The sequence below is a fragment of the Corynebacterium aurimucosum ATCC 700975 genome, assembly GCF_000022905.1.
In the GTDB taxonomy this organism is placed as follows: Bacteria; Actinomycetota; Actinomycetes; order Mycobacteriales; family Mycobacteriaceae; genus Corynebacterium; species Corynebacterium aurimucosum_F.
Genome location: NC_012590.1, coordinates 921,359 through 933,347, shown reverse-complemented (window position 1 = coordinate 933,347; position 11,989 = coordinate 921,359). Strand labels below are relative to the sequence as shown.

The window sequence follows — 11,989 nt, the reverse complement described above, 5'->3', positions numbered from 1 at the left end:
ACTAGCCTTCGAGCTTCTCCCCCAGCTCCAGCCATTCCATCTCAAGTTCTTCACGCTCGGCGGCAACGGCCTTGAGCTCGGAGTCGAGCTTCGCTAGCTCACCACTGTCCCCCTCACCAGAAGACATCTTCTCCGCGGCGTGTGCCATCTTTTCATTCAGCTTCGCAGTCTTGTCGTCGAGCTTGCTCATCTTGCGCTCCAATGCATTCATCTTCTTGGTCAGCTCGCGCTCCTCCTGGGAGCTCAAACGCTTGGCCGGGGCGGCTTCCGTGCTCTTCTCGTCGGCGTCCTTGGAGGCTTCTCCTAAATCGAGAACGCCGCGGGCAGTGGCGGCTTCCATCTCCTGGCGGCGGCGCAGGTATTCCTCGATTCCACCCGGCAGGTTGGTGAGCTTGCCATCCCCAAACAGCGCGTAGGTGTTGTCCGCGATGCGCTCGATAAGGTAGCGGTCGTGGGAAATGACCACCAGGGTGCCGGGCCAGGAATCCAGCAGAGACTCCAGTTCCTGGAGGGTATCGATGTCGAGGTCGTTCGTGGGTTCGTCGAGAAGCAGCACGTTTGGCTCCGCCATGAGCACGCGGGTCAGCTGTAGGCGGCGGCGCTCACCACCGGAGAGATCGCCGACCGGCGTGCGCTGGCGCTTGGCGGAAAAGCCCAGGCGCTCCGCTAGCTGGGAGGCAGAAAGCTCCTTCTTTCCCAGGTGGACGTAGGTGGCAACGTCTTCCACTGCGTCGAGAAGCCGGCGCTGTGGATCCAGGTCATCGAGTTCTTGGCGCAGCCAGCCCAGGCGCACGGTCTTGCCCTCGATGCGCTTGCCAGCGGCAAGCTCTACTTCCCCGGCAAGGGCGCGCAGCAGCGTGGTCTTGCCCGAACCGTTAACGCCGACGAGGCCGATGCGCTCGCCCGGCGCCAACCGCCAGGTGAGGTGATCCACCAGTGTGCGCCCATCGGGTGTCGTTACCTTTGCATCCTCAAGCTCGATGACGACTCGCCCCTGGCGCTGCTTAGAGAAGGCCATGAGCTCAACTTTGTCGCGCGGCGCAGGAACATCCGCGATGAGCGCCTCGGCCGCCTCGATGCGGTAACGCGGCTTCGAGGTACGGGCAGGCGCCCCGCGGCGCAGCCATGCCAGCTCCTTCCGCGCTAGGTTCTGCCGGCGCTGCTCGATGGCATCGGCCTGACGTGCACGCTCGGCACGGGCAAAAGTCCAGTCGTTATAGCCACCCTCGTAGGCATCGACGACGCCATCGTGCACCTCCCAGGTCGTGGTGGCAACGGTGTCGAGGAACCAGCGGTCGTGCGTGACGACGACGATCGCCAGCTTGCGCAAAAGCAGGTGGCTGGCTAGCCACTGCACGCCTTCGACGTCAAGGTGGTTGGTCGGCTCATCGAGCACCACGATGTCGAGGTCTTGAACGAGTGCGGCAGCCAAGTTCACGCGGCGGCGCTCACCACCGGAGAGCGAGCCCACAGGGGTGTCTAGCCCTAGGTCAACGATGCCGAGGCCGCCGAGGACATCGCGCACCTTGGCATTAGACGCCCACTCGAAGGTTTCCAAGCCCAGTGGTTCGATGATGACCTGGGCGATGGTGAGAGACTCCTCCAGCTCAAAGCGCTGGGTCACCACTGCCATGCGCAAATCCGAATTGTGAGATACACGGCCCGAGTCCGGGGATTCGATGCCGGTGAGAACTTCCAGCAGCGTGGTTTTGCCGCCGCCGTTGACGCCGACGATGCCGATGCGATCACCGGTTTGAACGCCGAGGGAGACCCCGTCCAGCAGGGTCTTGAGGCCGAAAGACTTGGTTACGTTTTCCAGGTTAATGAGGTTCGCCATATCGAGTGTTCATCTTAGTGCCTCGGCGCGGTTACCCCCCCTCACCATTACCTTTATTGCTATTGATTTTCACTTCCAATACTGTGGCACACTATGAAAAAAGAACGTCTCGCCCTGTGCGCCGCACTATCCGCCACCATCCTCACCATTACCGCCTGTTCCTCCCCTGACAGCGAAGAAGCCTCATCGCCCTCCAGCGCTGAAGCTAGCAACGCGCATGCCGAGCACGGCGAGGGGCACAGCCATGACGGCTTCGAAGCCGCGGAGGGTGAGACTGAGGTAGCCGAACTACCTCCCCGCATCCTTCTGTCGCACAAGAATGGTCTCACCACGCTCGACGGCGAGACCGGTGAGGTCATCGACAGCGAAGAGCTGAAAGCATTCCTCCGTCTGAGCGATGCCGGCGATAACCGCCACATCATGGTGACCAAGGGAGATAGCTTCCTCACCTTTGACACGGGGCGCATCACCAAGCCCCACGGCGACCACAAGCACTACTACGCGGCACAGCCGCAGCTTCTCAGCGCAGCCATTGACGCACCGCACGCCGGCCACGTGGTTCACCACGACGGCTTTACCGCGCTCTTCTCCGACGGCGATGGCGTGGCGCGGATTTATAAGACCGAGGACATCGGCAAGGAAGATGCCAATCCCGTCAACATCGTCGAGACGGGCGCTGCGCACCACGGTGTAGCCGTGCCGCTGAAGGACGGCTCAGTAGTCACCACCAAGGGCACGGAAGACGAGCGCCACACCATTCAGCACCTAGACTCCTCCGGCAAGGTCCTTGCGGAAACCACCGAGTGCCCCGGTGTCCACGGCGAAGCCGCCGCCGGCAATGGCACTCTCTTCTTCGGCTGCGAAGACGGGCCCGTCGTCTTCGACGGCACCGACTTCCACAAGATTGACGTATCCGCTTATGCCGGCAAGGACGGATACCAGCGCTCCGGAAACTCCGCTGGCTCGGAGGAATCCAACATCATCCTGGCCGATAACAAAACCGACAAGGATGCCGAATTCGAGCGTCCAACCTCGGTCACCTTAATCAATACGGAAGACCACTCCGCCAAGAAGGTCGAGCTCGGCGAGTCCTATTGGTTCCGTTCTCTGGCCCGCGGCCCCTTGGGCGAGGCACTGGTGCTCACGACCGACGGCAAGCTCAACGTCATCGACCCGGATTCCGGCGAGGTAACAAAGCAGATTGACGCTATCTCCCAGTGGAAGGAAAACGAGGAGTGGCAACAGCCGGGACCGATCCTGAAGGCGGCAAACGGCTATGCCTATGTCACCGATGCCAACAAGCAGGAACTGGTGGTTCTTGATCTTCTCGGTGACCAGGAGCCGCAGCGCTACAAGCTCGACTTCAAGCCCGTGGAGATGGCCGTCCTTTAAGGAACACCACCTAGTGCAACGCCGGCGCTAGACCGGCGTTTGACGCTAGACCAGTGTTGCGCCGGTGGCAGGGCCGCGGGTCACCAATCCACGAGTACCGCGGTTATCGGCGCAGACCTGAGCCACCACTTCCTGGGCAGTCTCCTCGTCTTCACAGAGGAAGGCGCAGGTGGGCCCCGAGCCGGAGACAATTCCCTTGAGGGCACCGGCAGCTTCACCAGTCTCGAGGATCTTGCGCAGGTCTGGGCGTAGCGAGAGGGCTGCCGGCTGGAGGTCGTTGTGCATCACCGCGGCGAGCTCGCGGGGATTGCCGCCTACAAGCGCTTGTCCCACGGCTTCCGTGTCGAGGTGTGGGGTGCTTCCGCGTCCGGCAGCGCGCAGCTCATCCAGCTTTCGGAAGACAGAGGGCGTGGACAAACCCTCCGCATTGGTGATGATTGCCCAGATATATCGCCCGCGCGAGAGCATCGGCGTCAAGAGTTCGCCGCGCCCGCGCCCCAACGCCGTGCCACCCATGAGGGTAAAAGGAACGTCGGAGCCGAGCTCCGCGGCGAGCTCATAGAGCCTTTCCGTGCTGAGAGGCTCGCGGCCAAACTCCTTGCTTAGAGCCTGGTTGGCCAACAACAGGGCCGCGGCGGCATCGGCAGAGCCGCCCGCCATTCCGCCGGCGGCCGGGATGTTCTTTTCCATCGTGAGCGTTCCAGCAGCCGGCAGCATCAGATTCTGTGCCACCAGCTCCACCGCGCGCCATGCCAGGTTCTCGGTTGATGCCGGAACGCCCTTCGCATGGTTGCCAGTGACCTCCACGGCGCAGCCTTCGCCCCAGCGGTAGTTCACGCGATCGTGTACATCGAGGGACTGGAACACGGTGGCCAGCTCGTGGAAACCATCCGCGCGAGCCTCCCCCACACCGAGATGCAGATTGACCTTGGCGTGGGCGCGTGCCTGCCAGAGCTGCGGGGACTCGTTTACTGGTTTGCTCATGAGACTTCCGCCAATCTAACGAAGTCCTCCACACCTAGCTTCTCGCCGCGCAGGCGCGGATCGATGTCCGCCGTGCGTAACGCTTCCTCGGCTGCTGCGGCGGAACCATAGAAGCCTGCTAAGGCGGCGCGAAGAGTCTTGCGCCGTTGGGCAAAGGCGGCGTCGATCAGCGCGAACAGACGCGGACGTAGTGCCTCGTCGAAGGGGCGGGTGCAGTCGATACGCACCAGCCCTGACTCGATCTTGGGTGCCGGCCAAAACACGTTCTTGCCAATTGTCCCGGCCTGGCGGACCGGGCCATAAAAGGATGCTTTCACACTAGGAATGCCATAAACCTTGCTGCCCGGTCCGGCGGCGAGGCGCTCCGCCACCTCGAGCTGCACCATGACCAGGACACGGCGAATCGATGGGTAGACCTCCAACAGGTGGAGCAGCACCGGCACCGCCACGTTATAGGGCAGGTTGGCCACCAAGGCGGTCGGCTCCCCCAGCTCCCCCGCCTCAACGGTAAGGGCATCCTTCTCCACCACGCTGAGGCGATCCGCAAAGTCGGCTGCCCGCGCGGCCACGGTGTCCGGGAGCTTGCCGGCCAAACGCGGATCAATCTCCACTGCCGTGACGTGCTCCACCTCCCCCAGCAGTCCCAATGTCAGCGAACCCAGACCAGGGCCGACTTCCACCACGCGATCTTCCGGACTCAGGTCCGCAGCGGCAACAATGCGCCGGATGGTGTTGGGGTCATGGAGAAAGTTCTGGCCCAGCTTCTTTGTCGGCGTCACATCGAGCTCAGCAGCGAGCTCGCGGATCTCCACCGGGCCCAGCAGGTGGGGTTGTGTCATGGTATCCAGACTAATACGCGCGGCTCGGAAGCTTTAGCGCAGGCCGAGCTTCGAGGTGCAGGCGGGCCATGCGCCCCAGCCCTGCGCGGCCTGAACCTTTTGGGCCACCGCAATCTGCTGCTCGCGGGAGGCCTGCCAGGCCTGCGGAGCATACTCGGTGCCGCCAAAAGCAGCCCAGGTCGACGGGGTGAACTGCAGACCACCGGAGAAACCGTTGCCGGTATTGATGGACCAGTTACCGGTGGCCTCACACTGTGCGAGGGCATCCCACACGGAGCCCTCAGCAACGGCCGGGGCGGTGGACTTGGGCTTGGTGCCGCGCGCGATCACTGCGGCGACGGCCTCATTGCGGACGTCTTCCTTGATGATCTCGTTGGACTCTTCCTTACCGTTGACCTTCACAATCTTGCGGGTCACGGTACGGGAACCAGGGGTGCCTTCCTCGCGAACTTCCTCGGTTCCCTCTTCCAGCTCGGGATCATCGACAAAGTTGGCGGGGGCGTCGAAGTCTTCCATCTTTTCTTCCTCGGAAATCTCGACGCGGTCCACAGTGATGGCCGTGCCGGCCTTAACCGGGGTATCCAGTGCTGGGGATACTCGGTCATCCTTACCCACGGTGATCCCACGGGCTTCCAATACGTCTTCCACGGTTTTAGCTGCAACGCTGGCGTAGGAGACGGAACCGCCGTCAGAAAGCTTGATGATCTTCGGGGACGTAACCTCAAGGTTCATGCCCTCAGTCACCGTTTCATCCTCCTTCACGGTCTTGGAGCCGGAAGTGATGGCTGCTCCCGGGGCGATACCATCGAGGCCGCCCAACAGGTCAGAGACCGTGAGATCGGTGGAGGAAAGCTGCTTCTCAACACCATCAATGGTCACCGCAACCGGCTTAGCGGTACGAACGGTGATCGAATCACCGTCAGAAACCTGCTCTGACAGCGCGGGATAAACAACGTCTTCTCCCCCGACGTTGACGCCCGCAGCTTCGAGAGCAGCGTTGACATCGCCAGCGAAGGTAGCTAGCTCGGTGGTCTCACCGTTGACGTCGAGCGTGATGTCCTTTTGGGCACCAACGGCAACAACACCGCCCACGGCAAGGGTGCCGAGCACACCGCCGGTGGCCATGCGCAGCGGCAAGGAGCGGGAGTTATTGATTCGCTTGATCTGCTTCTTCGGGGACATAAACCTTTACTCGTCTCTGCGATGCTTTGTGCACGAAAGGCAGCTTCCCGCCTTTGGCACCTGTCATGGCGCGCCTTGGGCGCGCCGGCCGGCAACATCAAGGCCGGACTAACTTTGAATAACGATACGGTAACAGAACTCAACGATCGAAACGTATTTACACGCCAGGACCACTAGCAACACATTCGCCACAACAAACACGCGCGCCACCCATGAGCAGCACCTTTGTATCGAGTGAAAATCCTCACACTCCAAAGACCTGCGCGAAGGTCTCAGCTACCTCCGCTGCCAATTCCTCTACTTCCTGACCACGTGCCTGCGCCACGCAGCGATAGGTATGCCCAATCAGGGAAGGTTCGTTGCGCGCACCGCGGAAAGGCTCCGGTGTCATGTACGGCGCATCCGTCTCAATGAGCAGTTGGCCGGCCGGAGCAAGCGCTGCGGCCTGGCGCATCTCTTCGTTGCGCTTGAACGTCACGTTGCCAGCGAAGGAAAGAACATAACCGCGCTCAAGGGCTTCTTTGGCCACATCAAGTGGTGAAGAGAAACAGTGCAGCATCACCTTCGGCACTTCCGCGCACTCCCCCAGCACCCGCATGAGCTCCTCATCGGCCTCACGGTTGTGGATCATCAGCGTCTTCCCCACTTTCGCCGCCAACTCAGCGTGCCAGCGTAGCGCTTCCTCTTGGACTTCAAGCGGCGCAGTGCGCTCCGGCTCGTGGTGAATCCAGTAGGTATCAAGGCCTGTTTCACCAATGGCCACGCAGCGTGGGTCCGCTGCCATCTCGCTCAGGCGCACACGGGCGGCCTCATCGAGTTCATGAGCCTTTGTCGGGTGAATCGCACACGCGGCATACACGTTGTCGAATTCCTGCGCCGCGGCCAAAGCCTTCTCTGCCTCCGCTAGGCCGTCACCCACGGTGACGATGCGCTCAACACCAACAGCACGAGCGCGCTCGACGAGGTCGGCATCAGCGTCGCGGCAGGAGGCGAGGTGCGTGTGGGCGTCGATAAGCTGGCTCAAACCTTCGGCGGGAACGGGCGTGGGGCGTGGCTTCTTCTTAGACATGGCTGCGAGTGTAGTCTTGCGCGCATGATTATCCGTGAAGCGACGGACGCCGACGTCCCCGCGATGACCGCCACGCTGAATTGGGCCATCCGGGAGACCCATTTCATCTTTCGCAGCGAACCCGCCACCGTGGAGGAACGCACCGAGTACCTGCATCAACTACGTCGCGACAAGTGTCCCTGTTTCGCGGCTTTCGAGGATGACGGCACGTATTTAGGCTGGGCACTCTACCGCCCCTACCGCGATCCGAAAGTGTGGCAGGGCTGCTACGAGACGACGATCTACGTTGATCCCACCGCCCACGGCCGCGGGGTAGGCACGCGCTTGCTCGATGCAGTCGTTCAGCATGCCCGCGAGGCGGAGCAGGTCCATACGCTGCTGGCACTCATCGTGGCGGACAACGTCGCATCCATCAAGTTGCATGAGAAGTTCGGCTTTGCCACTGTAGGAACGTTAAAAGAAGTCAGCCGCAAAGCTGGGCGCTGGATAGACCTCACCCACTTGCAACTCATGGTTTAAGGAACATCATGCACGTTCGTCCCGCAGAGCTTGCCGACGCCCCCGCAATCTCCGCCATCTACAATGCCGCCTCCGCTGCGAAGCCGGCCACTAACCTCGTCACCTGGCAGGAGTCCGTAGAGGACCGCGAAAAGTGGCTCGCGCAGATGGAGGAGGAAGGTTTTCCCGTCTATGTGGCGGTGGACGACGATGAGATCGTTGGCTGGGCCACCTACTTCCAGTTTGTTACCCCGGCTATCTACTACGGCACTGCGGAGGATTCCATTTACATCGCGGAGTCTGCGCGCGGCAAGGGCGTGGGCAGCGAGCTCATGGACACGCTCATGGACCACGCGAAGGAGAATGACTACGTGGAGACGATGATTACCTATATCGTGGACACCAACGAGTCCTCCATTGCTCTACACCAGAAGTTTGGCTTCGTGGAAACCGGCCGCATGCCCAATATCCACACCAAGGACGGCGTGCGCCTCGGCTTGGTCCACTTGCAGCGCGACTTCGACCGCTCCTAAAGCGGCTTGACGGCCACTGCCTCAGGGAGGGCACTGCCCTACGCCCCACCCCAGTGACGGCACTGCCATTGTTGCCAAAGATCGGGCTGGATCTTGAGGCGAAGCGGGAAACTTTGGCAACAACGGCGACTTCGGCTTAAGCAACTCACCCTGCGCAACGCGGTCACAGACGGCAAACGCGTTAAGCCGACGCTGCCTGAAGCGGCGCAATATCGTCCAACTCAGCGAGAATTTTGTCTTCCGCGACATCCAAGTCGTAGTGGGTCTGCAGCCCCAGCCAGAACTGTGGGGATATTCCAAAATATTTAGCCAAACGGAGAGCCGTATCGGCGGTAATAGCCCGCTTTCCGTGGACGATTTCGTTAATACGTCGAGGCGGGACCCCTATCGAAACAGCGAGTTTGTGCTGGGTGATCCCCATTTCCTTGAGAAAATCCTCCATTAGGATTTCGCCTGGGTGCACTGGGGGGGGCTTGTTAGTGGTAGTCAACGATTTCAACCTCCTCTGGCCCTAAAGCGGTCCACCGAAAGTATACCGTTGAGGACCCCCGCTAGGCAGCGAGCTCGTCGTCAATGTAGACCCGCGTGGTCGCGCGCAAACCCGCCACCAGCATGCAGAGGCTGAGCACCATGAGACCAATGAGCACAGCGGTCCAATTGCCGGTGGCGCCGCGCACCACTCCCACGGACAGCGGCACGAGGCCCGCCAGGACGTAGCCGCCCGGCTGCACGAAACCGGAGAGACGCGCGGTAGTCAGCGCGCTTCGTGTGCGTGCGGTGAGCAATGCCAGCGCCAGCGGGAAACACATACCACCGATTCCCATGAGGCAAGCCCAAGCCAGCGGGGCGGCGTCGGCGGCCACGAGGACCCCACCCCACCCGGCGCAGGTGCATAGCGCCAGCACCACGGGCACGGGGGCAAGACGGTCCAGTCGCGAGATAAGCCACGGCATGACCACGCCGCCGAGAATGTTAAAGACTCCGATGACGGCGAGCGACACACTGGCGGTGTTCTCACTCACCCCTTTCTCCACCAGCATGCGCGGCAGCCACCCCATCTGGACATAGGCCATGGTGGACTGCAGTCCAAAGAAGAAAAGCATGGCTACCGCCGTGGGCGAGGCGAACATGGGGCGCTGCGCGCCTGCCTCGTCAATCGTGCCGTGAGCGACATCCTTGCCAGCCTGCGGAAGGACCACTATCCAGGCCACCAGCTGTGCGACGGCCGGCAGGCACCAGATCCACAGTGCACCTTGCCACGTGCTTTGCGTCACCGCGGATAGCGGGCCAAGGGCGCTGGACACGCCCAACATCGTGGTGTAGGTGGTCATCAACGCCACCAGTGTGCGGCCCGAACCATGCTGCTTGATCCAGGCGGGAAGCAGCACGTTCGCCAGCGCGATTCCGGCAACGACGCATAGAGTAAGCGCCACGAAGAGCGGAAAGCTACTTACCCACGGTCGGAGAGCGAGCCCCGCAACCAAGGCCACCGTGCCGCCGGCCAAGGTGCGGCTTAGCCCCGCGCGGCGCGCGATGGGAACCGCCGCCAATCCCATGGCAGCAAAACACAGGCCAGGAAGCGCGGTCAACAAACCTGCCTGCCCAGAACTAATCCCAAAGAAATTCTGGATCTGTCCCAGCACCGGTGCCACCGAAGCGATACCGGAACGCAGGTTCAGTGCGGTCAGACAGACAACGACAAAGAGGAGGATGAGCGCAAGCGAGCGCCGAAACGCCGAGCCCACGCCTTTACTTCTGAACCGGGGCCCACTCCGGGCCGGTCTCACCGAGCTCCGGATCGAGCTTTGCCACCAACGGCTTCGGCTTCTGCAGCGCAGTGCCCGGAGTAATGTCGACGCGCTTCCACGCAGCCTGCTGCGCCGAGTAGTCACCGGTGATGATCGGGTACGGGTGGTTCTCCGGCGGGAGGTTTACGCCAACGAGCTCGACCGGCATATCATCCACCACGTCCTCGATACGCGGCTGTGCGGCCCAGACGCCGTCACGACCCAGGGTCTCGTGCACCTTCTGTGCGGTGAAAGGCAGGAACGGGGTCAGCATCACGTTGCAGTCGGAGACCACCTGCAGTGCGGTCCACAGCACGGTGGCCAGACGCTCCCGCTGGGTCTCATCCTTGGCCAGCTTCCATGGCTCCATCGCCGCGACGTAGGCATTGGCCTCGCCGACGACGTGCATGATGGCGGTCATGGCCTGCTTGAACTTGGACTGCTCGAGGAATTCCGCGGCGGTGGTGAAGGTCTCCTCCGCCAGTGCCAGGATGTCCTTGTCTGCCTGCTCCAGCGCGGCCGGGGCCGGGACCTCGCCGAAGTTCTTGTGAGCCATCGACACGGTGCGGTTGACCAGGTTTCCCCAGCCGTTAGCAAGCTCATTGTTGATGCGGCGCACGAACTCGTCCCAGGTGAAGTCGGTGTCGTTATTCTCAGGGCCAGCCACGGCGATGAAGTAACGCAGTGCGTCCGGGCCAAACTCCGCAAGGAAGTCCTTGACGTAGATAACAACGCCCTTGGAGGAGGAGAACTTGGAACCGGACATGGTCAGATACTCCGAAGACACGATTTCCGTCGGCAGGTTGAGCTCACCATAGGTGTGCAGCTCACCACCCTTGGAGCCCTTGCCCGCATAGCCCAAGAGCTCTGCTGGCCAGATCTGGGAGTGGAAGGTGATGTTGTCCTTGCCCTGGAAGTAGTAGTGACGGGCTTGCGGGTTCTGCCAGTAATCCTTCCACGCATCCGGGTTACCGGTGCGGTGTGCCCACTCGATGGAAGAAGACAGGTAACCAATAACTGCGTCGAACCACACGTAGAGCTTCTTCGCACCATTGTCCTCCCAGCCTTCGACCGGAATGGGAATGCCCCAGTCAATGTCACGGGTCATGGTGCGCGGGCGCATATCCTCCAACAGGTTGAGGGAGAACTTGAGCACATTGGGGCGCCAGTCCTCGCGCGTCTTCAGCCACTCTTCGAGGACATCCTTGACCGCAGGAAGGTCCAGCAGGAAGTGCTCGGTATCGATGAACTTCGGGGTTTCGCCGTTGATCTTGGATACCGGGTTAATGAGATCCACCGGATCGAGTTGGTTGCCGCAGTTATCGCACTGGTCACCGCGCGCGCCATCGGCGCCACACAGCGGGCAGGTGCCCTCGATGTAGCGGTCGGGCAAAGTGCGCCCTGTGGACGGCGAGATTGCGCCCTGAGTGGTCTCCTTAATCATGTAGCCGTTCTCGTACAGGCCCTTGAACAGCTCCTGCACCACCGCGTAGTGGTTGCGGGTGGTGGTGCGGGTAAAGAGATCATAAGACAGTCCGAGGCCAGCCAGGTCGGTGACAATCTGACGGTTGTAGCGATCCGCCAATTCACGAACCGTCACGCCTTCCTTGTCCGCCTGTACCAGCAACGGGGTGCCGTGCTCGTCGGTACCGGAAACCATGAGGACGTCGTTGCCACGCATTCGCTGGAAGCGGGCGAACACGTCGGAAGGAACGCCGAAACCCGCCACGTGTCCGATGTGGCGGGGTCCGTTGGCATAGGGCCAAGCAACATTAACGACAACTGTCTCAGTCATGGCCCCTACTCTATCGAACACCCCCTCACCGGCAATGCAGTGAGGGGGTGTAAGGAAGAAATGCTCGCGCACC

At 61.7% G+C, this 11,989-nt stretch carries 11 protein-coding genes; 3 read left to right on the top strand and 8 right to left on the bottom strand.

Features of this window, described 5'->3' with window-relative positions; all coding sequences use genetic code 11:
- Window position 1: 1 nt before the first annotated feature.
- Window positions 2–1,837 carry an ABC-F family ATP-binding cassette domain-containing protein gene (locus CAURI_RS04500; protein WP_010187547.1) on the bottom strand — a complete coding sequence of 612 codons (1,836 nt, stop codon included), beginning with the start codon at window positions 1,835–1,837 and terminating at the stop codon, window positions 2–4.
- A gap of 93 nt (window positions 1,838–1,930) precedes the next feature.
- On the opposite strand from CAURI_RS04500, the gene CAURI_RS04495 reads away from it, so the two are divergent.
- Window positions 1,931–3,229: an NHL repeat-containing protein gene (locus CAURI_RS04495; protein WP_010187549.1), complete on the top strand. Its 1,299-nt coding sequence runs from the start codon at window positions 1,931–1,933 to the stop codon at window positions 3,227–3,229.
- A gap of 45 nt (window positions 3,230–3,274) precedes the next feature.
- Here the strand turns inward: CAURI_RS04495 and CAURI_RS04490 are convergent, their stop codons facing one another.
- The 4 genes from CAURI_RS04490 to CAURI_RS04475 form a co-directional block, all read right to left on the bottom strand.
- Window positions 3,275–4,213 carry a 4-(cytidine 5'-diphospho)-2-C-methyl-D-erythritol kinase gene (locus CAURI_RS04490; RefSeq protein ID WP_010187551.1) on the bottom strand — a complete coding sequence of 313 codons (939 nt, stop codon included), beginning with the start codon at window positions 4,211–4,213 and terminating at the stop codon, window positions 3,275–3,277.
- Entirely contained in the window at window positions 4,210–5,052 is an 843-nt protein-coding gene (gene rsmA / locus CAURI_RS04485; RefSeq protein WP_010187553.1) for a 16S rRNA (adenine(1518)-N(6)/adenine(1519)-N(6))-dimethyltransferase RsmA, read from the bottom strand. The genes CAURI_RS04490 and rsmA overlap by 4 nt, the downstream gene beginning before the upstream one ends.
- 33 nt (window positions 5,053–5,085) lie before the next feature.
- Window positions 5,086–6,234 carry a resuscitation-promoting factor gene (locus CAURI_RS04480; protein WP_010187555.1) on the bottom strand — a complete coding sequence of 383 codons (1,149 nt, stop codon included), beginning with the start codon at window positions 6,232–6,234 and terminating at the stop codon, window positions 5,086–5,088.
- A 244-nt stretch (window positions 6,235–6,478) separates the two neighbouring features.
- Entirely contained in the window at window positions 6,479–7,303 is an 825-nt protein-coding gene (locus tag CAURI_RS04475) for a TatD family hydrolase (RefSeq protein ID WP_010187557.1), read from the bottom strand.
- 24 nt (window positions 7,304–7,327) lie between these two features.
- On the opposite strand from CAURI_RS04475, the gene CAURI_RS04470 reads away from it, so the two are divergent.
- Both CAURI_RS04470 and CAURI_RS04465 read left to right on the top strand, forming a co-directional pair.
- Window positions 7,328–7,822, top strand: coding sequence for a GNAT family N-acetyltransferase (locus tag CAURI_RS04470; RefSeq protein ID WP_010187559.1), 495 nt, complete (start codon window positions 7,328–7,330; stop codon window positions 7,820–7,822).
- 8 nt (window positions 7,823–7,830) lie between these two features.
- Entirely contained in the window at window positions 7,831–8,334 is a 504-nt protein-coding gene (locus CAURI_RS04465; protein WP_010187561.1) for a GNAT family N-acetyltransferase, read from the top strand.
- 181 nt (window positions 8,335–8,515) lie between these two features.
- On the opposite strand, the gene CAURI_RS04460 is transcribed toward CAURI_RS04465, so the two are convergent.
- From CAURI_RS04460 to metG, 3 genes are all read right to left on the bottom strand, one after another.
- Window positions 8,516–8,824: a HigA family addiction module antitoxin gene (locus CAURI_RS04460; RefSeq protein ID WP_012714948.1), complete on the bottom strand. Its 309-nt coding sequence runs from the start codon at window positions 8,822–8,824 to the stop codon at window positions 8,516–8,518.
- Window positions 8,825–8,885: 61 nt separating this feature from the next.
- Window positions 8,886–10,079: an MFS transporter gene (locus CAURI_RS04455; protein ID WP_010187565.1), complete on the bottom strand. Its 1,194-nt coding sequence runs from the start codon at window positions 10,077–10,079 to the stop codon at window positions 8,886–8,888.
- A 4-nt stretch (window positions 10,080–10,083) separates the two neighbouring features.
- Window positions 10,084–11,916: a methionine--tRNA ligase gene (gene metG, locus CAURI_RS04450; protein WP_010187567.1), complete on the bottom strand. Its 1,833-nt coding sequence runs from the start codon at window positions 11,914–11,916 to the stop codon at window positions 10,084–10,086.
- Window positions 11,917–11,989: the final 73 nt, after the last annotated feature.